General features: G+C 41.4%; 36 protein-coding genes. 33 read left to right on the forward strand and 3 right to left on the reverse strand.

Features of this window, described 5'->3' with window-relative positions:
* Positions 1-17: 17 nt before the first annotated feature.
* Positions 18-317 carry a hypothetical protein gene (locus C5N92_RS11180; RefSeq protein ID WP_133254060.1) on the reverse strand — a complete coding sequence of 100 codons (300 nt, stop codon included), beginning with the start codon at positions 315-317 and terminating at the stop codon, positions 18-20.
* Positions 318-374: 57 nt separating this feature from the next.
* On the opposite strand from C5N92_RS11180, the gene C5N92_RS07000 reads away from it, so the two are divergent.
* The 23 genes from C5N92_RS07000 (at position 375) to terL (ending at position 10,586) form a co-directional block, all read left to right on the forward strand.
* Positions 375-1,256 carry an AAA family ATPase gene (locus C5N92_RS07000; protein ID WP_111750132.1) on the forward strand — a complete coding sequence of 294 codons (882 nt, stop codon included), beginning with the start codon at positions 375-377 and terminating at the stop codon, positions 1,254-1,256.
* Between the two features lie 15 nt (positions 1,257-1,271).
* The gene (locus tag C5N92_RS07005) at positions 1,272-1,517 is read left to right on the forward strand and encodes a hypothetical protein (protein ID WP_111750133.1); all 246 of its coding nucleotides are present in this window, start codon (positions 1,272-1,274) and stop codon (positions 1,515-1,517) included.
* A 10-nt stretch (positions 1,518-1,527) separates the two neighbouring features.
* Complete coding sequence (locus C5N92_RS07010; RefSeq protein ID WP_111750134.1) at positions 1,528-1,725, forward strand: hypothetical protein; 198 nt, start codon at positions 1,528-1,530, stop codon at positions 1,723-1,725.
* On the forward strand, positions 1,722-2,066 hold the full coding sequence (locus C5N92_RS07015) for a hypothetical protein (RefSeq protein ID WP_111750135.1): 345 nt from the start codon (positions 1,722-1,724) through the stop codon (positions 2,064-2,066). Before C5N92_RS07010 ends, C5N92_RS07015 begins: the two co-directional genes overlap by 4 nt.
* A gap of 9 nt (positions 2,067-2,075) precedes the next feature.
* Positions 2,076-2,363: a hypothetical protein gene (locus C5N92_RS07020; protein ID WP_111750136.1), complete on the forward strand. Its 288-nt coding sequence runs from the start codon at positions 2,076-2,078 to the stop codon at positions 2,361-2,363.
* Positions 2,335-2,559 carry a hypothetical protein gene (locus tag C5N92_RS07025; protein ID WP_111750137.1) on the forward strand — a complete coding sequence of 75 codons (225 nt, stop codon included), beginning with the start codon at positions 2,335-2,337 and terminating at the stop codon, positions 2,557-2,559. The genes C5N92_RS07020 and C5N92_RS07025 overlap by 29 nt, the downstream gene beginning before the upstream one ends.
* Before the next feature lie 9 nt (positions 2,560-2,568).
* A complete protein-coding gene (locus C5N92_RS07030) occupies positions 2,569-3,186 on the forward strand; it encodes a DUF3164 family protein (protein ID WP_111750138.1) in 618 nt (205 codons plus the stop codon).
* 70 nt (positions 3,187-3,256) lie between these two features.
* Complete coding sequence (locus C5N92_RS11425) at positions 3,257-3,391, forward strand: hypothetical protein (RefSeq protein WP_255409114.1); 135 nt, start codon at positions 3,257-3,259, stop codon at positions 3,389-3,391.
* 87 nt (positions 3,392-3,478) lie between these two features.
* Positions 3,479-3,868 carry a hypothetical protein gene (locus C5N92_RS07040; RefSeq protein WP_111750139.1) on the forward strand — a complete coding sequence of 130 codons (390 nt, stop codon included), beginning with the start codon at positions 3,479-3,481 and terminating at the stop codon, positions 3,866-3,868.
* A gap of 26 nt (positions 3,869-3,894) precedes the next feature.
* A complete protein-coding gene (locus C5N92_RS07045; RefSeq protein WP_111750140.1) occupies positions 3,895-4,446 on the forward strand; it encodes a DUF5420 family protein in 552 nt (183 codons plus the stop codon).
* A gap of 1 nt (position 4,447) precedes the next feature.
* Positions 4,448-4,651, forward strand: coding sequence for a hypothetical protein (locus tag C5N92_RS07050; protein ID WP_111750141.1), 204 nt, complete (start codon positions 4,448-4,450; stop codon positions 4,649-4,651).
* Positions 4,638-5,204, forward strand: a complete 567-nt coding sequence (locus tag C5N92_RS07055) for a hypothetical protein (protein ID WP_111750142.1) — start codon at positions 4,638-4,640, stop codon at positions 5,202-5,204. The genes C5N92_RS07050 and C5N92_RS07055 overlap by 14 nt, the downstream gene beginning before the upstream one ends.
* The gene (locus tag C5N92_RS07060) at positions 5,188-5,619 is read left to right on the forward strand and encodes a gp16 family protein (RefSeq protein ID WP_111750143.1); all 432 of its coding nucleotides are present in this window, start codon (positions 5,188-5,190) and stop codon (positions 5,617-5,619) included. The genes C5N92_RS07055 and C5N92_RS07060 overlap by 17 nt, the downstream gene beginning before the upstream one ends.
* Before the next feature lie 88 nt (positions 5,620-5,707).
* The gene (locus C5N92_RS07065) at positions 5,708-5,890 is read left to right on the forward strand and encodes a hypothetical protein (protein ID WP_111750144.1); all 183 of its coding nucleotides are present in this window, start codon (positions 5,708-5,710) and stop codon (positions 5,888-5,890) included.
* A 1-nt stretch (position 5,891) separates the two neighbouring features.
* On the forward strand, positions 5,892-6,239 hold the full coding sequence (locus C5N92_RS07070; RefSeq protein ID WP_111750145.1) for a hypothetical protein: 348 nt from the start codon (positions 5,892-5,894) through the stop codon (positions 6,237-6,239).
* A gap of 115 nt (positions 6,240-6,354) precedes the next feature.
* Positions 6,355-6,780, forward strand: a complete 426-nt coding sequence (locus C5N92_RS07075) for a Mor transcription activator family protein (protein ID WP_111750146.1) — start codon at positions 6,355-6,357, stop codon at positions 6,778-6,780.
* Between the two features lie 86 nt (positions 6,781-6,866).
* Positions 6,867-7,376, forward strand: a complete 510-nt coding sequence (locus tag C5N92_RS07080) for a glycoside hydrolase family 108 protein (RefSeq protein ID WP_111750147.1) — start codon at positions 6,867-6,869, stop codon at positions 7,374-7,376.
* Positions 7,377-7,378: 2 nt separating this feature from the next.
* A complete protein-coding gene (locus C5N92_RS07085; protein ID WP_111750148.1) occupies positions 7,379-7,624 on the forward strand; it encodes a DUF2644 domain-containing protein in 246 nt (81 codons plus the stop codon).
* Positions 7,625-7,749: 125 nt separating this feature from the next.
* A complete protein-coding gene (locus tag C5N92_RS07090; RefSeq protein WP_111750149.1) occupies positions 7,750-8,007 on the forward strand; it encodes a hypothetical protein in 258 nt (85 codons plus the stop codon).
* Positions 8,007-8,261 carry a hypothetical protein gene (locus C5N92_RS07095; protein ID WP_111750150.1) on the forward strand — a complete coding sequence of 85 codons (255 nt, stop codon included), beginning with the start codon at positions 8,007-8,009 and terminating at the stop codon, positions 8,259-8,261. Before C5N92_RS07090 ends, C5N92_RS07095 begins: the two co-directional genes overlap by 1 nt.
* 9 nt (positions 8,262-8,270) lie before the next feature.
* A complete protein-coding gene (locus tag C5N92_RS07100) occupies positions 8,271-8,771 on the forward strand; it encodes a DUF1804 family protein (RefSeq protein ID WP_111750151.1) in 501 nt (166 codons plus the stop codon).
* Positions 8,771-8,917, forward strand: a complete 147-nt coding sequence (locus tag C5N92_RS11255) for a hypothetical protein (RefSeq protein ID WP_165827752.1) — start codon at positions 8,771-8,773, stop codon at positions 8,915-8,917. Before C5N92_RS07100 ends, C5N92_RS11255 begins: the two co-directional genes overlap by 1 nt.
* A gap of 7 nt (positions 8,918-8,924) precedes the next feature.
* Positions 8,925-10,586 (forward strand): phage terminase large subunit, encoded by a 1,662-nt coding sequence (gene terL / locus C5N92_RS07105; RefSeq protein WP_111750152.1) that lies wholly within the window; start codon positions 8,925-8,927, stop codon positions 10,584-10,586.
* 27 nt (positions 10,587-10,613) lie between these two features.
* Here terL and C5N92_RS07110 read toward each other — a convergent pair whose 3' ends face one another.
* Both C5N92_RS07110 and C5N92_RS07115 read right to left on the reverse strand, forming a co-directional pair.
* Entirely contained in the window at positions 10,614-10,820 is a 207-nt protein-coding gene (locus tag C5N92_RS07110; RefSeq protein WP_111750153.1) for a hypothetical protein, read from the reverse strand.
* A gap of 9 nt (positions 10,821-10,829) precedes the next feature.
* Complete coding sequence (locus C5N92_RS07115) at positions 10,830-11,471, reverse strand: antA/AntB antirepressor family protein (RefSeq protein ID WP_111750154.1); 642 nt, start codon at positions 11,469-11,471, stop codon at positions 10,830-10,832.
* Positions 11,472-11,811: 340 nt separating this feature from the next.
* On the opposite strand from C5N92_RS07115, the gene C5N92_RS07120 reads away from it, so the two are divergent.
* The 10 genes from C5N92_RS07120 to C5N92_RS07165 all read left to right on the forward strand — a co-directional run bounded on the left by C5N92_RS07120 (position 11,812) and on the right by C5N92_RS07165 (position 20,694).
* On the forward strand, positions 11,812-13,476 hold the full coding sequence (locus tag C5N92_RS07120; protein ID WP_111750155.1) for a DUF935 domain-containing protein: 1,665 nt from the start codon (positions 11,812-11,814) through the stop codon (positions 13,474-13,476).
* Positions 13,460-14,788 carry a phage minor head protein gene (locus C5N92_RS07125; protein ID WP_111750156.1) on the forward strand — a complete coding sequence of 443 codons (1,329 nt, stop codon included), beginning with the start codon at positions 13,460-13,462 and terminating at the stop codon, positions 14,786-14,788. The genes C5N92_RS07120 and C5N92_RS07125 overlap by 17 nt, the downstream gene beginning before the upstream one ends.
* Before the next feature lie 136 nt (positions 14,789-14,924).
* A complete protein-coding gene (locus tag C5N92_RS07130) occupies positions 14,925-15,341 on the forward strand; it encodes a phage virion morphogenesis protein (protein WP_111750157.1) in 417 nt (138 codons plus the stop codon).
* A 239-nt stretch (positions 15,342-15,580) separates the two neighbouring features.
* On the forward strand, positions 15,581-16,624 hold the full coding sequence (locus tag C5N92_RS07135; protein ID WP_111750158.1) for a phage protease: 1,044 nt from the start codon (positions 15,581-15,583) through the stop codon (positions 16,622-16,624).
* 2 nt (positions 16,625-16,626) lie between these two features.
* Positions 16,627-17,550, forward strand: a complete 924-nt coding sequence (locus C5N92_RS07140) for a Mu-like prophage major head subunit gpT family protein (RefSeq protein WP_111750159.1) — start codon at positions 16,627-16,629, stop codon at positions 17,548-17,550.
* A gap of 39 nt (positions 17,551-17,589) precedes the next feature.
* Positions 17,590-18,024, forward strand: coding sequence for a hypothetical protein (locus C5N92_RS07145; protein WP_111750160.1), 435 nt, complete (start codon positions 17,590-17,592; stop codon positions 18,022-18,024).
* Positions 18,024-18,479, forward strand: a complete 456-nt coding sequence (locus tag C5N92_RS07150) for a gp436 family protein (RefSeq protein WP_111750161.1) — start codon at positions 18,024-18,026, stop codon at positions 18,477-18,479. The genes C5N92_RS07145 and C5N92_RS07150 overlap by 1 nt, the downstream gene beginning before the upstream one ends.
* The gene (locus C5N92_RS07155) at positions 18,412-19,083 is read left to right on the forward strand and encodes a phage protein Gp37 (RefSeq protein WP_238138424.1); all 672 of its coding nucleotides are present in this window, start codon (positions 18,412-18,414) and stop codon (positions 19,081-19,083) included. Before C5N92_RS07150 ends, C5N92_RS07155 begins: the two co-directional genes overlap by 68 nt.
* Positions 19,073-19,273: a DUF2635 domain-containing protein gene (locus C5N92_RS07160; protein WP_111750163.1), complete on the forward strand. Its 201-nt coding sequence runs from the start codon at positions 19,073-19,075 to the stop codon at positions 19,271-19,273. Before C5N92_RS07155 ends, C5N92_RS07160 begins: the two co-directional genes overlap by 11 nt.
* Entirely contained in the window at positions 19,273-20,694 is a 1,422-nt protein-coding gene (locus tag C5N92_RS07165) for a phage tail sheath subtilisin-like domain-containing protein (protein WP_111750164.1), read from the forward strand. The genes C5N92_RS07160 and C5N92_RS07165 overlap by 1 nt, the downstream gene beginning before the upstream one ends.
* Positions 20,695-20,700 lie beyond the last annotated feature (6 nt).

A 20,700-nucleotide genomic window follows, 5' to 3' on the forward strand; every position in this document is an offset into this window, starting at 1 on the left:
TGATAGCTGTTCAGCAATTACGAACGGTTCTCTTGCTTCTCTTTTGCAAGTTTGCGAATCCGCTCAATGTCAGCAAAGTCAGAATCGTGAGCAAAGAGATCAAACAACTCAATCAGTAGAACGCGCTCTGCGACCGTACATTCGCCGAGATTGCTCATCGTTGAATGGCGAGCTCTCTTCAAAGCATCTTGAAACTGCACTTTTGAAATTTGCCCCGTTGATATGGAAAGAAGCGATAGCTCTAGCAGCAGATACGTCATTGCTCGATGTTGAGCTTCCAGTAGATTGACACGCTCTTCAAGGCTAAGTTTAAACATAATTTACTCCTTATTTAAACCGTATTTAATGAATACCGCATTATAACGAGGTTAAAAATGAAAAACCAAGAATTAAAAATTTTTATGGAAAACCGTGGCTTACAACAAAAGCAAACGGCACAAATGTTAGACATCTCTATCGCTACCCTCAGCCTTTATCTAAAAGGCACTTATGCCGGTAACGTGCAACAGATTGACGAAAAAGTAGAAGCCTTAATCGCTCGTCATAAAGAAAAAGTAACGGAAGCAAAATACAGCACGGATTTTGTTAAAACCCTCACGGCTCGCCGTGGAATGGATGTAATCAAATACGCACACGTTGAAGGAGAATTAAACGTGATTTTCGGCGGGGCTGGTTTAGGCAAAACGCAAATGTTGAAACAGTATGCGAAAGAAAACAGCGGTGCGGTGTTGATTGAAGTTGATCCAAGTTGTGTGCCAAAAACATTACTAAAACGTATCGCAAAAGCCATCGGCACAACCGACACAGGCACAAATGACACGTTACTTGAAGCGATTACTGCAAAGCTAAAAGGCTCGGAACGTGTGTTACTCGTCGATGAAGCCGAGTTGTTATCTACTCGCTCCCTCGAATTTATCCGCCGCATCCACGATTTGACAGGTGTAGGCGTAGTGTTGGCAGGTATGCCGAGATTACTTATCAATCTTAAAGGTAAAAACAACGAACTGGCACAGTTATATAGCCGAGTAAGTTTTGCATTAGACCTCGGCAACCAGTTACTAGAAAGCGATTTAGCGTTATTAGCTGAAAGAGCTTTAGGAACAAGTGAATATAACGACACGCTACTAAAAGCGGCAAAAGGCAACGCAAGACGATTAAGTAAGTTGATGCGAGGTGTTGTGAGAACGGCAGAAATTAATGGTGCTGAAATCAATGCTGAGATGATTAAGCAATATGCAGGAATGTTAATCAATTAATTTGGAGATGACAATATGACTTGTTTTAAACATTGGACAAATAGAGTAACTGATGGCACAGGTGATTTATTTTGGCTTGGTCGTTTATTAATCAGTAAAAATGAACGAGATAATACTTTTTCTATTTCGGTTTTTGATAGTGATGGTGAGTTTTTAATGGATGAATCCTTTAAAACACGTGCTGATTGGAAGCGAGTATATCGTTCGGCAAGAAACATTATAAAGGATGAATGTATAGATTGCCGTAGTTTTGTGAACTAAGGAGCTAAAAATGGCAGTAAAGCAAATTTATGCAGCTTATGCCGGCGAAAGATACATTATGGACGGCACGGCAATAGAGGTTGCTTTGGGAATGAAAATCTCAGTAGAAACCGTTAGAAAACTCGCCACACCGAGTTATGCAGAGCGTACCGGAAAAGGTTTAAGCATTGTAAAACTCGGTCGTGAAGAAGTTGGAGATAGAAAATGAGTAAGGAATACAGCGAAGTAGCCGGCAGAGAAATGAACAAGGAAACCAAAGCAGTCTATGAAGCGGCGGTAAAACTTGAATTAGCAATGTTGGAATGTGAAGAGATGGATTTGGAAGTAACCGGTGTGGAATGGGGAGGAGGTTATCAACCACGAATTATTTTAAGAGAAAACTATAAAACAAAACGCTTTGTAAAAAGCGGTGCAGCACAAGTATTCGGTATGAAAACAAGAGCCGGTGTGCGTTACGACTTTTACCAAATGCAAGTGCGAGGCGTGAAGTGTATTTGGGAAGGCGAACGCAATTACCCGAATAAAGTTAAACATAAATACAAACATTAGGAGTTAAAAATGACAGAAATGGATAGACGTGAAAGCGTATTAGTAGGTAGTTATGCAGTCGTCCCACCTCTTCTCTGGGACGAAATTGAAGACGGCAAAGAATATGCCGTTATTGATACTACAGATGCAGGTGACTGGTGCGTAAAAATGCAAACAATCGACAAATCAAACCGCTATTACTTTGTTTTAGCACAGTCTGCACGAGTGTTTGATAACACAGTCGATGCTGGGGAGTTTATTGAAGCGTTGGAATATTTAGGAGGAAAAAATGCGAAAAATGGCAGCAATATTGATTAGTTTGATGTGTTTAGCTGGTTGTGAAAAATCTGGGCAATTAGAAAACGGTCTAAAGTTTTATAACTACAACCAAATTAGAGAGGTTTGTATTGATGGCGTTATCTACCTAATTTATGACAGCGATAGAGAAGGTGGGATTACCCCGAAAATTAACGCTGAACATTACCCTTACACTTGCCCGAAATTAAAACAATAGGAGTTAGAAATGAGCAAAGTAGAAATCGGTGGCGAGCTTTATTGGAAAGACGCAAACGGTAATTTAAAGCCAGATAGCTTAGTAAAAGAAGTCGATAAAGTGCGTGATGAATTAGTGCGCGGTTTTGCACAAAAAGCGATTGAGCAAAGCACGGCATTAGCAAAATTTAAGTGCTCAGTATTTGATGATATTGGTGCGTTTATCAGCCTCTCAGCTGAGAAATACGGTGTAAAAATCGGCGGAGCGAAAGGCAACGTAAGCCTATTTACTTATGACGGCGAGTACAAAATGCAGTTAGCTGTACAAGACCATATCCGCTTTGATGAACGTATCCACGCGGCTAAAGCCTTGATTGATGAATGTTTGCACGACTGGTCGGAAGGTGCAAAACCGGAACTAAAAGCATTAATTGAAAATGCGTTTGAAGTGGATAAAGAAGGCAACTTATCAACCGCTAAGATTTTATCGCTCCGCCGTGTAGAAATTGATGATGAGCGTTGGAATCAAGCAATGACTGCGATTTCAGATAGTGTGCAAGTTGTCGGCAGTAAAGATTATGTGCGTTTTTATAAGCGAAACCAAGACGGCAAATATGTGCCGATTGCATTAGATGTAGCGGCAGCTTAAAGCATATTTAAAGCCTCTTTAAACCAAATTTAAGGGGGCTTGATAATGTGTTTTAAACAGGAGAAACAAAATGACAATCACAGAAAATCAAGACCTTCGTCAGGAGATGGCGAACTGTATTGAGCTTTTGAAGAAGCGATTAAATACGTACGAGAAGGCGATTTTAAAGGCGCTGGTGTGCTTTGGGATAATGGCAGAAAGTTAGCGTTTGAACTCAAATCGAAGATTACAACGCAAGAATCGAAACAGCGATTTGATGAAATTCAGCAGGTGATTAATTAGGGGGATAAAAATGACTATTTCAACAGAGCAATGGAAAGAAATTAAGGAGGCACTAGATGGCATCGTGGGCAGAGTTAAATTCCGATACAAAGAACATCAACTTACCGTAGATGTTGTACAAGTTAAGCGAGCTTTGGAATTGTGTGTGTATGTTGATGGCAAAATTGATGGGGCTTGGTTAAGTGAAACGCACGAACTACGCCCTTATTTAGAAGAGGTTTGGTATCGTAAAGAACGCTCTCTTTTTAGTGCTAAACAAAAAAAAGAATACAGAGGCTTAGTGAGTAAAAAGCAACTAAACCAAAAAGCAGTAGCTTTTGTTCCTACATTTCCGTCCCCAACGGCTCTTATTTGCCAATATAAGAAACTCAAAGGGTTAGAGTTAGTAAAGATAATTTGATGAAACAGTTAAGTTAGGAGTAAGTAATGGAATTTAAATTTTACAAAGGTGATTTAACGCAAGAGCCGTTAAAAACAATTCACAAGAGTTGGCTTGATAGTCGTAAAAAAAGAAATGAGAAGCTAAAGGTCATTTTTGACACAATACCTTTTTATGATGCTTGGTTTGGGTCAGAAACAAGTATTTGGGGAATTGTTTGCAATGATGATAACCATGCTTTAAAAGAAGTTAAAGAAACTAAGGGTTATAAAGTGGAGGTTATTAATGGTAAAACAGTTATTAAACCCGATAAAAGATATAAATCTGGCAAAGAATTAGACAAGAAATTAACGGCTTGTTGGCATATTTTACAAGAAAGCCCCGACTTCTCTAGATATAGCTTAAAAGAATTAGGGTTATACACAATAGTGCATAAGATTGACAGAGCCTATTTTTCTGTTTCGGGAATCTGTAACGAATTTTACCTTACAAAAATCCCAGTTAGAAATGCTGAATGTGATGGAGATGAATTCCCCGAAATCCCACCGTTTCTAACTGAAATCAAAGAAAGTGAATTTTTAGCATTACAGGGGAAATAATATGAATAAATGTCCTAAATGTGGTGGTGTTGTAACCGAACGTAAAAGTCGAAGTAAAGGTGCGAAAGATCGTTACCGTTGCCATGGTGTAAAAGTTCGAAAAGTAGAACATAACGAACATTGTGTGATTGTTTCTGAATGGTTTGATAATCCTTGTGGATTATTTGGTATTAAAGATATAGAGGTAAAAGATGAAACTCTGTAAATGCCCCATTTGCCACAGCGATATTCATTTTGAGGGTTTAATCGAAGATGAATCTGGTCGTGAGTTATTAAATACGGTCATCAATATGGGGAGCGGTTGCGGTGCAGCGGTTGTGCCGTATTTAGGGCTTTTTAAACCTGAGAAATCCAGCTTATCCAACAGCCGAGCATTAAAACTGTTGAAAAGTTTATTAGAGATTTATCAGCCGTCTAATGTACTAGAGCTAGCTTTGTTAGATACGGTTGAGCAAGTACGCCGAAACCGGCGAGAATCCGGCAGAATTGAACCGCTTGCTAATCATAACTATCTGAAAAAAGTATATGAAAGCGTGAAAGTACAATTTGCCGTAGTGCGAAGTGATAAAGATTTCAAACAGCATAAGCACGAAAGCCCCGAACAGCAACAACGCAATGAGGAGGATAAGTTAAGAGGTGCGATTCAGTACGTTGAGAGAATGAACGCCTTAGGGCAATTAGACAACATCAAAAACACCGAAAGCTATCGTTTATGGAAAAAATGGAAAAAGGAACAGTGCAATGCAAGCACAGACTAGAAAACAAATGATTCAGAAAATACATATCGGCAAAGCTGAATTAAAAATGGATCGTGAATGCTACACTCGTTTTTTACTCGAAACTGTTGATAAACACAGTTGCAGCGCAATGACTGACGGCGAATTAATGCAAGTTCTACAAGCAATGAAAGCCAAGGGGTTTAAAGTAAAAAGCAAGCAACACGGCAAAAAGCCTGATGTCGGCAACGCACCGGTCAATCAAATTCGCAAACGTTATATGGATAAAATTGAAGCCTTCTTAACCGAAATGCAAAAGCCGTGGAATTATGCCCACGCTATTTGCAAAAAATCCTTCGGAATCAACCGCTTGCAATGGTGCACAGAGGAACAGCTACGGAAAATTGTGCAGATGTTAGCGGTCAGTGCCAAACGGCACGGACGGAGAGTAAAATAATGATGAAAGCCTACTTGCAAAAGTGGGCTTTGTTTTTGGAATTTTATAGCTTATGATATAAAAATTATCACTACCTGAGGTAAATAACATGAAAAATTATAAAGTAATATATAGACATCGCTTAGATTCAGCTAATGGTTGGACCAAGGAAGAACGCAAAGTAAAAGCAAATTCTAAAGCGGAAGCAGCAGAAAAAGCTATCGAACAGTTGAGAAAGTCATTAGGACAACCAAATCGTATCGTTGAAATCCTTAGTGTGGAGGAAATTTAAAGTGAAAAAGTTACTATTGCTGTCAATTATATCTTGTGTATTATCTATGCCTGCTTTCAGTATGACTGAAAAAGCTCAAAAAGAAGTTGCCGATATGATTGCTACTGGTGATTATCAAAAAATGCGAAATGTTGCTTATGGTATGGAGCAAGGAATGTTTGGGCACGATGAAAATCCTATCACAGCTTGTGCGTTACGTCGTGTGATTATTTTAGCTCACCAAGATAAAGTCGATGATAGTGATTATGCAAATGAAGCTATTGGATGTAAAAAAATCAAGCCGACAGAGAATCAACAGGCTTGGGAAATAGCACTAACAGTTCTAAAAAGTACATTATCTAAAAAATAATGTTAAAGACCGCCTAACAAGCGGTCTTTTTTTATCAAAATTTTGCAAAAAAGTTTTATAAACATTCACAGATTTAAAAATCGTCTGCGAGAATAAGTTTTCTTTTGGAGGTTTTATGAGTGAATTTGAACGTGTAGAAGCCTATCTCCCCGATGTGGTAAAAGAGATGGTTGAGCTGATTGGCATTGCTAAAACAGAACAAGTGATTAAACATTTTGGTGGCGTTGAGTTTTACTTTTCGGTAGGAAAAACGTATTATCCACGCCTAGTCAAAGTAATCGGCGAAGAATCAGCATTAAAGGTTCGCCAGTATTTTAATCGTGAACGGTTATATATTCCTCGTTGCGACACGGCATTACGAGTGTTACGCAATGAACGCTTTAAAGCTGAGTTTGCTACATTGAAAAAAGAGCAGAATTTAAGTAGCAATCTTGCAATGGTTGAACTTTGTCCGAAATATGGATTTTCTGAACGCTATGCGTGGAAAATTTTGCAAATGAACGCAGGTGGGTTGAAGCCAGCTCAAGCGTCTTTATTCTAACGTCACACTGAACTTTATCACTCCATTAAACACATTTTAAAACACCAAAATAACCTCTAGTTTTTAATTTAACTAGAGGTTTTTTTATGTCTAAAACACTTACCTTTCAAGAAATTTTTGACCGCATCATCGGACACGAAGGCGGTTATGTAAACCACCCTAAAGACCCCGGTGGCGAGACCAAATGGGGGATTACTAAACGCACTGCATTAGCGAATGGCTATGATGGTGCAATGAAAGAACTCACCCGAAATGGGGCTTATCTTATCTATAAAAAAGCATTCTGGGAGCGTTACCAGTGCGAACGCTTGCCTTCTGATGTGGCTTATCAATTCTTCGATGCTGTTGTTAATCACGGCTCAGGCAATGCCAGCCGTATGTTACAGCGTGCTGTTGGTGTGGCTGATGATGGTGTAATTGGTGAGATTACGCTTTCGGCAGTGGCAAAACTTAACAGCAACGACGTGTTGATGCGTTTTAATGCTGAACGCCTGAAGTTTTACACAAAACTCTCGACATTCGACACCTTTGGTAAAGGCTGGGTGAATCGAATTGCAGGAAACTTATCGTATGGCGCAGAAGATAACGGGGTGTAACGATGATTAAAGAATTACTTTCAACAGACGGCAAACTATCGACAACAAGCACGGTGCAACTGATGGGCGCACTCACGGTATTTGCGATTTTAATTTATGCGGCAATGACGCACCAACCTTACACAGAAAACCTGCTTAATTCGGTGTTGATGTATATCTTCGGCTCGACTACGGCAAAAGGTGTAGTAACAACAGTACAAAATTTAGTGAGTAAAGCGAATGTTGAGAAAATTAAAGAAGAAGATTAATCAACGCTGGTGTGCGTGGCATTTCAAGCGCAAAGACTCATATCGTGCAGAGCTACGTAACTTATTAAAAACAGCCGTAAAACAGGGAAATATTTGCCCTGTTGGTCGTGCAAAGCGAGGTCGTTATGCTTGATGAAAAACTGTTTCAAATGTTGATTTCTTTTGTGGTTGCTCCGTTGCTTGGCTTTGCTATTAAAGTGGTGTTTGACCGCATTAGCAGAAATGAACAGGCAGTCAAAGAATTAAAAGCAGAAATGGAAAGTAAGTATCAATCCAAAGAGCTTGCGCAAGAAGTGAATCGTGGCATTAAAGAAAAATTAGATGATGTTTTAGATTCGCTTAAAGAGATTAACCAAAAATTAGATAAAAAGGCAGATAAGTAATGAGCCGTAGAAAACAGAAACAAACAAATTCGGAAAAATTAGACCTTATCTTAGGTGGATTAAACGAGCTAAATGACAAGGTAGATAAGCAAAACGAAGAAATTGAGCGTTTGCACCGTGAAATCCAAGCAACGAATCGCTTGGTTAATGAAATCGCACAGAAAAATCGTAAACAAGCCATTATTGCTGGTGGTGTGGGCGGTGGTTTAGTTGCGGTCGGTTTTGAATTGCTACGAATGAAATTCGGAATGTAGGACGGTGCAATGGCTCACGATGTAGGAGTGCAAAATGCGGTTCGCCGTGCGTACGTGTTTGACCGTTTATCACTTGAAATGGCAGCCGAAAAAGCTGGCGTATCATTCGGTACGGCACGGCGTTGGAAAGCACAAGCGGAAAAGAATGGCGATAGCTGGGAGAAAGCTCGTGATGTGCAGGCAATGGCAAGCGGTGGCATTGAGAATATTGCCCAAGGTTTGCTCACTGGCTTTTTAATCAAGTACCGCACGTTAATGACAGAGCTTGAAGAAAACACGGATATGACCACAGCGGCAAAAGTTGAAGCGTTATCAGCACTTGCAGATTCTTTTGCAAAAATGACCGCTTCTAGCAAAAAACTCTTGCCTGAAACAAGTGCAATAGCAACGGCGATGCGGTCGATTGAGTTGATGGCAAATATCGTTAAAACCAAGAAGCCTCATTTACTCCCAGACTTTTTAGAAATGTTGGACGAACTCGAAGTGCAATTTAAAAAGGAGTTTAAGTAATGCCTAAAGAAAAACAGGCTGTCGTGCATAAGCATTACTATTTTCGCTGGATTGTACAGCTTGCCTGCATTATTGGTGCAGTTAAATTAATGCTAACCGGTAAAGATGGTTGGGGTTGGCTATTATTCATTGCTACTGCGGTGTAACTAACGTATGAAAGTCAAAGATTTTGAAAAAGAGTTAGAAGCTCTACGTCATCAGCTGCAACGTAATATCGAAGCCAGCTTTGAGGGTTGGGACGATACACCAAAAGCGATTAGCGAACGCCGTCAGAAAGTTTTAGACCCTGTAAATGGCTTTGAATATTTTGTGCAAGCCTATTTCCCGCATTATGTTCGCTCAGAGCATAAGTCGCAGTTACACCATTACTTATTTGAGAACTTACCGTTTTCGGTAAGTGATCTAAGTAAATCGGTGCGTCAAGCGATTGCAGCACCTCGTGGTGAGGCAAAATCAACGATTTGTACGCAATTATTCCCGCTGTGGTGTATGGTTTGCGACCTGAAACGCTACATCATTATTGCAATGGACACCCGTGAGCAGGCTTACGGAATGTTAGAGGCAATTAAAGTAGAAATTGAATCAAATCCTCGTTTAGCGGTTGATTTTCCTGAGTTGGGTGCAGGTAAGGTATGGCGTGCGGGAGCGATTATTACCAGTAAAAATCAGAAGGTTGAAGCCGTTGGTGCAGGGCAAAAATTGCGTGGTCGCCGACACGGTGCTTACCGCCCTGATTTGGTTGTCCTTGATGATATTGAGAATGACGAAATGGTACAAACACCTGAACAGCGTACTAAATTGCATAACTGGGTGTTAAATGCGGTACTGAAATTAGGTGCGGCTGGCGAGAAGTTCGATGTGATTTATGTTGGTACAATTCTGCATTACGATAGCGTACTTAATCGAATTTTAAGCACAAAAGGCTGGAAGAAAGCGCATTTTAAAGCGATTTTACGCTTTCCCGATAATATGGCGTTGTGGGACGAATGGGAAAACATCTATCTTTCTGAAGATGGCGATGACGACACAATGTCTGACTTGTTCTATCAACAGCATAAAGCCGAGATGGACAAAGGTGCTGTGGTGTCGTGGTTGGCACGTCCTATTCTCTATTTGATGAAAATCCGTGCTAGCGATGGGCATAGTTCTTTTGACTCCGAATATCAAAACGACCCTGTAAGCGGTGACGATGCGATTTTTGCCAACAGCTTGCAATACTGGACAGAGTTGCCTGATGACTTGATTTATTTTGGGGCGTTAGACCCATCTATGGGTAAAGCAGGGGCAAGCAGAGACCCTAGTGCGATTTTGGTTGGGGGGTATCACCGTGCAAGCGGTAAGTTATATGTGGTAGAAGCACAAATTAAAAAGCGTTTACCGGATTTGATTATTGAAGATGTTATTCGCTTACATACGCAATATAACTGTCATCGCTGGTTTGTGGAGACGGTGCAGTTCCAAGAGTTCTTAAAAACGGAATTAGTAAAGCGTTCTGCGGCACGTGGTAAACCAGTGCCGGCAACGGCAACCAAGCCGAACAGCGACAAGATGTTACGGATTGAGAGCTTGCAACCGCATATTGCCAACGGTTTGATTTTATTGCACCGCTCGCAATCCACCCTTGAGAGCCAGCTTAGACATTTTCCAAAAGCCGACCACGATGATGGTCCTGATGCCTTAGAGATGTTGTGGCGCAATGCGGTAAGTTCATCTGCGCCAGTGGAGTGGATTTCAGTTAAAGACGGGTTTGACGGTGGTAGTTTTGATGATGACGATGGTTTTAATTTTGGCTCTGGGAGCCGTTGGAGACATTAAAATGCCCCACTAAAGTGGGGCGTGAGATTACTTGCTTAAAGTGGTTTTGGCGCATTGCAGGCGGTATTGCAAACCGTCCCCGACTAATCGTAACAAATTAGACAGGTGGTAATTGGAGATTTGATCGCTTGTATTATCCACAATCTCTAATAAATGGCTCACGCTATACAAGGCTCCGCTTGCACAATCGAAGCTATCTAGCGTGTCTTGAACTTGAATAGGTGTGATATTCATATTGCCCCCTTATGCATTTAAGCCAAGTGAAAGTTGATTGTGTTGATTTTGCAAAAGGCGGTGTGTATTAGGCGAATTGGTTGCTCTGCGCTCTATTAAGCCTAATTCAAACATTTTCGCTAAACGTGTGCCAAGTGCTTTTTTGCCTAAATTAAGCAACTTACTAATTTCAGGGTTGCTCAAGCCCATTCCACGATAACGCAAGATTTCTTTTGCTTCAGGATAAGCAATAAAGAAGGCTTGATGAGCTCGCTCAATCAGCATTGTCGTTTGGTCTGGGTTATTGAGTAAAAATGGCGGAATTTGTGCCAGTAATTTGGCGTTTTGTTCCGCAAGGGCTTTGGCATTTTTCTCTTGCTCAATGAAATAACGGCGAGCTTGGCGACCGAGTTCGGAGCGTTCGAGCATACAGAGCTCTTTCGCCATATCAAGAGTTAGATGATATTCAATGCTAGGTCTACCAAAGAAACCTGTACTTTTCCCCGAAACTGGGGAAAAGTCTAAACCTTCTTGGAAACCGTAATTTGCAATACGATCTTTAATCCAAGTAGAGAAATCTTTGCCGACTTGTAAGCGAGTATGTAGCTCACGAGCATTAACAAGAAGTGTGGTTTGGTTGGCGATAACGCCGTTGAAGGTAGTGATTGGCATTTTGACATTCCTTTTGATGGAAATCCCTAAATAACATTTAGGGTGGTCGAGAGCTCAAAACTCGTGTCAAATCGAGCGGAATTATTCCCCTTTCGGGTGTTGTATTCTTCGCACTCTCGACCATTGATAAAAATTGTTACTTTTTGACCGCTTGTAAATTGCGGATACAAAAAAATCACACTGACGGGGTGAATTAACCGTTTGACATAAGGCTTTTGAGACCTTGAATAAAAGAGTAACTCTACTTTAAAAGTTAGTCAATAACCTATGCAAAAAAAAGTGTAAATTTTTAAACTTTCCTTGTTTTTGGTGAATAAGGAAGTGTGATAAGGAAAAGAAAATGAGCTGGTTAAATAAAATCACACAAGCAGTGCGAGAAGCATTTGGGCGAACAAATCAAGATGAGCCGTTGCAAACAGATGAAGCGCAAGTTATGGGTATGGGGCGGATTTTAGATGATCATCCTTCTCGTAAATTAACGCCTCGAAAGTTACAAGCAATTTTTGACGAGGCTGAAAATGGCAATATCCAAGAGCAAGCGCAGTTGTTTATGGATATAGAGGAGCAAGATGGGGCGATTAGTTCTACCCTTTCCACTCGTAAACGAGCTACGTTAAAACTAGATTGGTCAATTAAAGCGCCTGAAAATGCAAGCAAAACCGAAGAAGAAATGACACAATCGGTCGAAGCAATGTTTGCGCAAGTGGGTTATTTAGATGATCTTATTGTGGACTTGATGGACGCTTGTTTGCAAGGTTTTTCGGCAAACGAAATCCAGTGGCAAATGCGTGATGGTAAATGGTTTCCGGTGAAATTTATCCACCGCCCTGCCTCGTGGTTTAAGTTGGATAATTACGACAACCCTTTGTTGATTTCGCCTCAAAACCCAATGGGCGAACCGCTTATTCAGCATAAATGGATTGTTCACTCACATAAAAACCGCTCTTCGGCATTGGCTCGTAATGGTTTGGGGCGTACGTTGGCGTGGATTTATATGTTCAACTACTACGCCATTACCGACTTTGCAGAGTTTTTAGAGCTTTACGGCTTCCCTATTCGCATTGGTAAATATGGTGCTGGTGCGACCAAAGAAGAAAAACGCTCGCTTTTACGTGCTTTATCTGATATTGGACATAACGCCGCAGGGATTATGCCCGATACAATGGAAATCGAACTGCACAATGCGGCTTCGCAGTCTATTTCGAGCAATAACCCGTATTTGCAGATGACGGATTGGGCAGAGAAAATGTCTGCCAAAATGATTCTTGGGCAAACGCTCACGAGCGGTGCAGACGGTAAAACCTCCACCAATGCTCTTGGTAAAGTGCATAATGAGGTGCGTGAGGATTTATTAGCTTCAGACGCTAAACAACTTGAACAGACCATTAACCAGCAGTTAATTATGCCATTCTTGCTGATTAACTTTCCGAACATCGACCCAAGCCGTGTGCCTGTGTTCTCGTTTGATTTGCAAGAATATGAGGACATTAAGACCTTTGCCGAAGCGTTGCCGAACCTTGTGAATCACGGTATGCGAATTTCGGTAGCCTGGGCGCACGAGAAAACAGGTATTCCAATGGCGGGCGAAGATGAAGAGATTTTAAAACCGCTTCAAAGTGGTTTTAAAACAGTCGAAAATCCTGAAGATTTTGCAAAAAATCAAGGAAAAAAGACCGCTTTAAGTGAGGGTTGGAATGCTTGCCCCTGTGGCTGTGGTGGCAAACTGCACGCCCTTTCAGCAGAGAACAAAACAGGTATTGCCGAACAAGATGAATTGGATAATGCTCTTTCAATGGCTTTTGGAGATGTAGATTTTAATAAACAACTTGACCCAATTACTCGTGCATTAACGGCTAAGTTGATGGCGTGCAATTCGTATGAAGAAGCGTTTGCCGCACTCTCGGCAAGTTATCCAACATTAAGCAGTGAAGATCACGAGCGTTATTTAGCGAATGCACTCTTTTTGGCAGATTTGTTAGGAGCAAGCAATGCCGAACGCACCTAAATTTGTGATTGGTTTTGAGCCTACGCAGGCGATTGAATACCTGAAACAGCGTCGCCTTCTGGTAGGTAAAATCAAGAAAAAGAAAATCTATGACTCTGCATTAGCTCGTGCGGTTACGATTTCTAAAATGACTAATCTTGATATAACACAAGATATTTATGCCTCCCTTGAGCGAGCACTCAAGGAGGGCAAATCGTTAGCAAATTGGAAAAAAGAGCTAGTCGGCGAACTGGAGCGAAAAGGCTGGATTGCAGGACACGATAAACGTATTAGCAAAGGCATTGACGGCAAACTCATTGCTAACCCTCAAGATGGCGAGTATTTCGGCACACCTCGCCGTTTGAATACCATTTATCGGGTAAACACTCAGCAAGCCTATTCTGCTGCACGTTATCAACGCTATATGGATAATGTGGATAACCGCCCTTATTGGCAATATTCCGCAGTCGGCGACCAGCGCACACGCCCCGCTCATTTGGCATTAAATGGGCGAGTTTATCGCTATGACGATCCGTTTTGGAGCACATTTTATCCGCCGAATGGTTTTAACTGCCGATGTACGGTCATCGCATTAGGCGAGCGTGATTTGACTCGTAAAGGGCTAGAAGTTGGCTCAAGCGAGGGGAAACTGGTCAAAGCCAAACGTCCTAAAGACAAACAGAGCAATCAAGAAACTACGACAGGTTTTGTCTTGCCTGATGGTCGTATTTTGGCAACAGACAAAGGCTTTGATTACAACGTGGGGCGTTTGACCTACAAGCCGAATTTAGACCTGTATGCTGAATCACTTGCTCATCAATTTGCGAAATCGGAGATGAGTGGAGCGGAGTTTAAGTTAGGTTACGAGCGATTTGAAAAAGCCTATTTTGCTGAAAAAGCAAAACTAGGGTTTGAAAAAATGCAGAAAATTGATGATAAGCAAGAATTGATTTTGGTGCAAAATCTCACATCTGTGAATTTTCATTTTGCTGCTGGGCGTTTATCAGATGCAGACACAGCATTATTGAATACTGAAGTCTCGACAGTCTGGTTATCAGACCAAACATTGGTAAAGCAGTTTAATAGTCGTTTGGGGGATCCTAATTTTGATTTTGAAAGTTATCAGAATGTGCCTGATACAATATTTTCGGCTGATAATATCTACAAGACAAATGATGGACGAGTGATTCTTATTAAGAAAATCAATGGACAGATTTTTGAGGTTGTCTTTAAGTATTTGTCAAATACAAAAGAAAATTTTTTGCTGTCAGCACGATGGGCAAATGAGAAAAACTTACGTTCGGAAATAAAAAGGTATGAGATTGTGCGGTAGGACTCCCAGTCCCTACATTCAGAGTCCCCGTTCTATTTCAACCGCTCGCCCCGTGGATGGAAGGTTCACCACTTTCATATCACAATCCTAAGGCTTGAATATATTGTTTTAAAATTAATGTGTCAATAGGTATTGAATGATTGAAATTGAAATCAACAACGCCGAGCAGGTGCGAGATGTCTTGCAGAAAATTGCAAAAGCAACGCAACGCCGAACTGATTTGATGCGTAATATCGCTGGCACTATGGAGTCGGCGGTATTGCAAAACTTTGATGTAGGGGGACGCCCCGCTTGGCTTGGCATAAAACATCGTAAAGGTAAGCTACTTGTGGATACTGAAAATTTGATGAACAGCATCGAAAGTGCTTATGATAACGATAATGCCATTGTAGGGACAAATGTAGAATATGCGGCTATTCATCAATTCGGCGGTCAGGCTGGGCGAGGTCAAAAAGTTAAGATTGAAGCTCGTCCATTTTTGCAACTGACCGATGATGACGAGGTGGATATTTTGGAAGACGCACAAGACTATTTCGCTAGGCTAATCAAATGACTTAAAATAACGCTCTAAAATGCTCTCTAGGGCGTTTTATTTTATGTTGGTATAGATTTTAATTCATATTTTTTAAAATCGTTAAAACGGCTTTTAAAGCGTTTTAAAATGGGTTTGTCCTTTCTTTTATCTTTCCTCTCTTTTTTTATCTTTATTATTTCCACACTGAACCCAATCACCACACTTCATTTTTTCTATTCCACTATTCTGTAATCCTCAATATTAACTAGAGGAATTTTATGACACTCACCCCGATTGCACTGAGCTTTGAACTTACTGAAGGCGTGAACGGTCGTGTTCAACTTACGCCTTATGGACGCTTCTTTGCTTCAGATGGTCGAGAGGATACGGGAGGTTGGTATGTAGATGACTCCAACGGCTATTTTTTGGCTGATGAACTAAATAACCGCAAGGTAGAAGCAATGTTTGACTATGAGCATAAAACGCTCAGAGCCAAAGAATTTGCTGAACCAAACCCTGCGGCAGGTTGGTTTAAGAACACCGAATATATTTCAGGCAAGGGCTTATTTGTCGATGTTCAATGGACAGACAAAGCTCGTGAGCAAATTAAGTCTGGCGAATATCGTTACCTATCTCCGCTATTTGTGGCAGATGCTCAAGGCAAAGTCGTCAAGATTGTGAACGCAGCCTTAACCAATACGCCAGCGTGCCACGAAATTGCCGAAGTCTATGCATTATCAGCAGACTTTATCCAACTACAAAAAGAAGGAAACTCTCCAATGTTAAAACTTTTACAACAGCTTTTTGATGCGCCAAACGCTACGGAAGCTGAAATCACAGAAAAACTCAATGCGTTGTCGGCAGCTAAGACAGAATCACAAGTAGCATTAAGTGCCGTATATGACGAATTAAAAACACAGAAAACGCAAGTAGTGGCATTAAATGCACAGGTTAAGAACCCTGACCCGACAAAGTATGTTGCCTTATCGCAAATGCAAGCGGTGCAAGCTGAGTTAAATAAAGAACGTGCGGAACGTAATGCAGAAAAGGCAGAAGCGTTAATCACAACAGCACTTTCACAAGGCAAGTTATTGCCGGCTCAAAAAGAGTGGGCTGAAAACTTAGCTAAAGCAGACTTAAATGCGTTAAGCGCATATTTAAATGCTACGCCAGCAAATCCAGCTTTAGGTGGTAATCAATCTCAAGAACAGCCTAAAGGCGGTGTGGTAGCTCTCTCGGCGGAAGAAAAAGAAGCCGCTCGTATTATGGGTAAATCTGAAGCGGATTACATCAAAATCAAACAGAAACAAGAAGGTAAATAATAATGGCTATTGTTACAAATGCGTTAGTTCAAGCGTTATTCACAGGTTGGAAAGGCGACTTCCAAAAAGGCTTAGAGGGTGCGCCATCGCAATATACCAAGATTGCGACAGTCGTGAGTTCCGCAACGAAATCGAATACTTACGGTTGGTTAGGCAAGATGCCAAAACTGACAGAGTGGATTGGTAAGCGTGCAGTAAGCAAAATCAAAGAGCACGGCTATTCAATTACTAACAAAAAATGGGCAGATGGTGTTGAAGTTGATCGTGATGATATTGAAGACGATAACGTAGGAATTTATTCGCCACTCTTCGAGGAATTGGGGCGCTCGGCGATTGAACAGAAAGATGAAATTACATTTGGTGCATTAACAAATGGCTTTAGTTCATTATGTTATGACGGTCAAAACTTCTTCGATAAGTCGCACCCTGTGGCAGAAAATGTAGATGGTTCTGGCTCGGTTAAACAGGTAAGTAATATTACCGAAGATGATACGGCAAGCACTGCAACTCCTTGGTTCTTACTTGATACCTCTCGTGCGATTAAGCCGATTATCTTCCAAGAACGTCGTAAACCAAACGTGCGTGCTAAAACAAACTTAAATGAAGGTCGTGCTTACGATGAAGATGTGTTCGAATTTGGTGCAGACTCTCGTAACAATGTGGGTTATTCATTCTGGCAATTAGCACACGCCGGTAAATGTAAATTAACGGCTGAAAATTTATGGAAGGCAATTACCGCAATGCGTAGCGTAACTGGCGACGGCAATAAGAAATTATCAATTCGACCTACCGTGCTAGTAGTGCCTCCTGCATTGGAAAAAGAAGCAACTCGTTTACTTGAGCGTGAGCTTACAGCGGAAAATGGTGTAACGGTTGATAATGAATTTAAAGGCAAGTTAGAGCTTATCGTTGCTGATTATTTATAACATTGATAAGCGGGGTGTAAGCCCCGCTAAGGAATAGAAATGGCAAAAAAAGATAAACCTGAAGAAGATAAGGTTGAGGAGCAGAAAAATGACGCAACTCTTGAAGAAGATCATCATTTGGCTGATTCGCCTGCTGACGTTTCGGAAGTAGATGTAAATGAAACACCTGAAGAAACAGAGCAGGAAGATTTAGCGAAAGATGAAGTTTCTGATATTCCAGACCATATTGCCGTTGAAGATGGTGCTGTCGTCTCTAAAGGTGCAGTTTATAAACTCTCGCCCAAACACCCAACAGGCTCTTACTGGCGCAATGGAATCCATTTTACTGCAGGTGTAGAAGTTACCGTTGATGATAGCGAGTGGGGCGTTGAGCAAGTTGAAGAAATGGTTAATGACCCTTGGCTTGAATGTGTGCAGATTATTCCGATGACAAAAGAGGAATATGCAAAGTTGAAAAAGAAAGGCGGTAAGTAATGAGCTACGCATCAGTTGAGGACTTTGTGTTACGAGTCGGCGAAGGGCAAGCGATTGACTTAACCGACCGTGAACGTGAAGACCGAATTAATGAAGCCGTGCTAAATGTTGCGCTGGAAGATAGCAGTTCGGAAATTGATGCGTATTTATCAAGTCGTTACACGTTACCGTTGGCAAAAGTGCCTGCGAACCTCGTGCGTCTATGTTGCGATATTGCTCGTTATCGCTTGTGTAGTATGACCGATGTAACCATTAGCGATGATGTGCGTGAACGTTATGAGAAAGCGATTGATGAGTTGAAGTTGTTAGCAAAAGGGACTATTTCGCTTGGCATTGAGCAACAGCTAGATGCTGATCCAACAGGCGATATGGTTGTAATGTTTAACAATGGCAATACACGGGTGTTTAGTCGAGATGATTACCAAAATCGAAAAGGCTTTGATAGCTCGCCTTAGCCGAGGGCTCGGCAAACTGGTTTCAAGCGTGGAAAGCTACTCGGGTCAGTTAAATGACCCTAATCTGGCTATCCGTCGTTTGCCGATTGCCTTGACCTCGTATGGTGGGTCGAAAATTGCTAGTGCCAGTGTTGGAATGTCAAACGGCAAGCGTTTTAAGAATGCCGATACCTTTGTGGTGTTAGTCATCGCGCAATCCTATCGCAATGATGCCACAGGCAGACACGGAAGCGAACGTGTGGTGGGCGCAAATCAGTTAATAGAAGCGGTGAAATACCTCTTGATTAACCAAACACTCGGCAACTTGGTTGAGCCGATTAAACCGCTTCGAGTACGAACGCTTTGGAACAATCTTGAAGCGAAGAATGAGAAGCTCTCTGCTTATGCGGTGGAGTTTGAAATCAGTTACAACCAAGCTCCCTCGCTTGAGGATGGACGGTTCCCAGAGGGCTCAGATGACCCGACAAATGTTGAGTACATTTTTAAGCATTACCGTGGCGAGCTTAGTGAGCCTGAGCCTGTATTAAATACGATAGCGGGCGAAATTTACGACCCGACAAATAACGCCAAAGTAGGTTTTGAGGTAAATTTAAATGAAAGTTAAAGCAGTTGCAGGTGTGCGTGTGCCAATGGAGGACGCACCACATAAATATATTACTGATGCAGAAACCGTAGAAGTAGAAAACACGCTTTATTATCGCCGTCGTATTGCGGATGGCGACTTAATCAAGATAGATGAGCAAGCGGTCAAAAAAACGCAAAAATCTGCAAATGAAACCAGTGAGGTCAAATAATGGCAGAAACAAATATTGAATTTAATCAAATTTTAGGCAGTGAACGTATTCCAGGGGTCTATACGGAATATGATGCAACAGGTGCAGTTAATGCTTTGCCTGTCAATGCTCAAGAGGTCTTAATTATTGCACCTGCTACTGCCAAAATGACAGGTAATTATAGCCAACCTATGAAGGTTTATTCAGATGTGGAAGCAGCCAACGCATTTGGTGCTGGCTCTTGGGCACATCTAATGGTACGCCAAGCGTTAAAGAATAATAGCAATATGAACTTGACCGTAGTGGGACTTGCTGATCATTCTGCAGGCGTAGCGGCACAAGGCAGTATTACATTAGCAGGTACGGCTTCCACCGCTGGTGTCATTACTCTCATCATTGCAGGCGTTAAATATGCCATTTCTGCTGCTAAAAATGAGACAGCAACGGCTTTAGCAAGCCGCTTGAATGCTTATATTAATGCACAATCAGATAGTCCTGTTACAGCAAGTGTAAACGGTGCAGGAATTACCTTAAATGCTAAACATAAAGGCGAGCTAGGTAATGAGATTACACTCAACTACATCAATACAGCAACAGGTGTAACGATTACGCTTGAAGCAATGCAAAACGGTCAGCAAAACCCTGATATTACCGATGCTCTTACAAGCGTAGCAGGAACGCATTACAACATTATCATTAGCCCTTTTAGTGATGCAGATAATGCCAATGCACTTAAAGAACATTTAGAAGCTGTTTCATCTCCAACCGCTAAAAAGCCTGCGATTGGTGTGATGGGCTGGCGTGGTACGCTTTCTACAGGTACAACGCTAACGAGCAAACTTAATTCTGAACGCTTGACGGTTGCTTGGTATAAAGGTTCTATTGAATCTAATGCGATTATTGCTGCTGGCTATGGTGCAGTAATTGCTAGTGAGGAAGATCCAGCTCGTCCACTCAATACGTTACAAGTCAAAGGTTTGAGTTTGGTAGATGACGCACAAAAGCCAATGCGTGAGGAGTTTAAGCAAGCATTATTTAACGGCTTAACGCCATTGAATATTGTTAATAGTGAGGTGCAGATTATGCGTGCTATTACCACTTATACAAAAGCGGTAACAGGCGTAGATGACCCAAGCTATTTAGATTTAACGACTATCCGCTCATTAGACTACGGGCGTAAAGCATTAGAACAACGTTTGGCATTACGTTTCCCTCGTTCAAAATTGGTAGGTAAAGGCACACCAAATAAGGTGCGTTCTGAGGTGTTAGATGTGATGTATAAGCTGGAAGATGCCGAAATTTGGGAAAATATTGATGCTAATAAATCAGCACTCATTGTTGTGAAAGATAGCAAAGATGCAAACCGTATTAACCTTAAAATTCCTGCGGATGTTGTTAATGGCTTACACGTGATTGCTGCTCAAATTTCACTTATTTTATAGGAGGCT

This window comes from Glaesserella australis, assembly GCF_003260095.1.
Taxonomy (GTDB): Bacteria; Pseudomonadota; Gammaproteobacteria; order Enterobacterales; family Pasteurellaceae; genus Glaesserella; species Glaesserella australis.

Coding starts and splice junctions, on each gene's coding strand:
- C5N92_RS11425 (WP_255409114.1), top strand. CDS start 3,257: ATGACAATCACAGAAAATCAAGACCTTCGTCAGGAGATGGCGAACTGT.
- C5N92_RS07075 (WP_111750146.1), top strand. CDS start 6,355: ATGAGTGAATTTGAACGTGTAGAAGCCTATCTCCCCGATGTGGTAAAA.
- C5N92_RS07090 (WP_111750149.1), top strand. CDS start 7,750: ATGCTTGATGAAAAACTGTTTCAAATGTTGATTTCTTTTGTGGTTGCT.
- C5N92_RS07160 (WP_111750163.1), top strand. CDS start 19,073: ATGAAAGTTAAAGCAGTTGCAGGTGTGCGTGTGCCAATGGAGGACGCA.
- C5N92_RS07080 (WP_111750147.1), top strand. CDS start 6,867: ATGTCTAAAACACTTACCTTTCAAGAAATTTTTGACCGCATCATCGGA.
- C5N92_RS07150 (WP_111750161.1), top strand. CDS start 18,024: ATGAGCTACGCATCAGTTGAGGACTTTGTGTTACGAGTCGGCGAAGGG.
- C5N92_RS07015 (WP_111750135.1), top strand. CDS start 1,722: ATGAGTAAGGAATACAGCGAAGTAGCCGGCAGAGAAATGAACAAGGAA.
- C5N92_RS07040 (WP_111750139.1), top strand. CDS start 3,479: ATGACTATTTCAACAGAGCAATGGAAAGAAATTAAGGAGGCACTAGAT.
- C5N92_RS07145 (WP_111750160.1), top strand. CDS start 17,590: ATGGCAAAAAAAGATAAACCTGAAGAAGATAAGGTTGAGGAGCAGAAA.
- C5N92_RS07025 (WP_111750137.1), top strand. CDS start 2,335: ATGCGAAAAATGGCAGCAATATTGATTAGTTTGATGTGTTTAGCTGGT.
- C5N92_RS07095 (WP_111750150.1), top strand. CDS start 8,007: ATGAGCCGTAGAAAACAGAAACAAACAAATTCGGAAAAATTAGACCTT.
- C5N92_RS07165 (WP_111750164.1), top strand. CDS start 19,273: ATGGCAGAAACAAATATTGAATTTAATCAAATTTTAGGCAGTGAACGT.
- C5N92_RS07065 (WP_111750144.1), top strand. CDS start 5,708: ATGAAAAATTATAAAGTAATATATAGACATCGCTTAGATTCAGCTAAT.
- C5N92_RS07005 (WP_111750133.1), top strand. CDS start 1,272: ATGACTTGTTTTAAACATTGGACAAATAGAGTAACTGATGGCACAGGT.
- C5N92_RS07085 (WP_111750148.1), top strand. CDS start 7,379: ATGATTAAAGAATTACTTTCAACAGACGGCAAACTATCGACAACAAGC.
- C5N92_RS07055 (WP_111750142.1), top strand. CDS start 4,638: ATGAAACTCTGTAAATGCCCCATTTGCCACAGCGATATTCATTTTGAG.
- C5N92_RS07130 (WP_111750157.1), top strand. CDS start 14,925: ATGATTGAAATTGAAATCAACAACGCCGAGCAGGTGCGAGATGTCTTG.
- terL (WP_111750152.1), top strand. CDS start 8,925: ATGAAAGTCAAAGATTTTGAAAAAGAGTTAGAAGCTCTACGTCATCAG.
- C5N92_RS07010 (WP_111750134.1), top strand. CDS start 1,528: ATGGCAGTAAAGCAAATTTATGCAGCTTATGCCGGCGAAAGATACATT.
- C5N92_RS07045 (WP_111750140.1), top strand. CDS start 3,895: ATGGAATTTAAATTTTACAAAGGTGATTTAACGCAAGAGCCGTTAAAA.
- C5N92_RS07135 (WP_111750158.1), top strand. CDS start 15,581: ATGACACTCACCCCGATTGCACTGAGCTTTGAACTTACTGAAGGCGTG.
- C5N92_RS07140 (WP_111750159.1), top strand. CDS start 16,627: ATGGCTATTGTTACAAATGCGTTAGTTCAAGCGTTATTCACAGGTTGG.
- C5N92_RS07120 (WP_111750155.1), top strand. CDS start 11,812: ATGAGCTGGTTAAATAAAATCACACAAGCAGTGCGAGAAGCATTTGGG.
- C5N92_RS07030 (WP_111750138.1), top strand. CDS start 2,569: ATGAGCAAAGTAGAAATCGGTGGCGAGCTTTATTGGAAAGACGCAAAC.
- C5N92_RS11255 (WP_165827752.1), top strand. CDS start 8,771: ATGCCTAAAGAAAAACAGGCTGTCGTGCATAAGCATTACTATTTTCGC.
- C5N92_RS07060 (WP_111750143.1), top strand. CDS start 5,188: ATGCAAGCACAGACTAGAAAACAAATGATTCAGAAAATACATATCGGC.
- C5N92_RS07110 (WP_111750153.1), bottom strand. CDS start 10,820: ATGAATATCACACCTATTCAAGTTCAAGACACGCTAGATAGCTTCGAT.
- C5N92_RS07155 (WP_238138424.1), top strand. CDS start 18,412: ATGGCAATACACGGGTGTTTAGTCGAGATGATTACCAAAATCGAAAAG.
- C5N92_RS07100 (WP_111750151.1), top strand. CDS start 8,271: ATGGCTCACGATGTAGGAGTGCAAAATGCGGTTCGCCGTGCGTACGTG.
- C5N92_RS07050 (WP_111750141.1), top strand. CDS start 4,448: ATGAATAAATGTCCTAAATGTGGTGGTGTTGTAACCGAACGTAAAAGT.
- C5N92_RS07115 (WP_111750154.1), bottom strand. CDS start 11,471: ATGCCAATCACTACCTTCAACGGCGTTATCGCCAACCAAACCACACTT.
- C5N92_RS11180 (WP_133254060.1), bottom strand. CDS start 317: ATGTTTAAACTTAGCCTTGAAGAGCGTGTCAATCTACTGGAAGCTCAA.
- C5N92_RS07000 (WP_111750132.1), top strand. CDS start 375: ATGAAAAACCAAGAATTAAAAATTTTTATGGAAAACCGTGGCTTACAA.
- C5N92_RS07125 (WP_111750156.1), top strand. CDS start 13,460: ATGCCGAACGCACCTAAATTTGTGATTGGTTTTGAGCCTACGCAGGCG.
- C5N92_RS07020 (WP_111750136.1), top strand. CDS start 2,076: ATGACAGAAATGGATAGACGTGAAAGCGTATTAGTAGGTAGTTATGCA.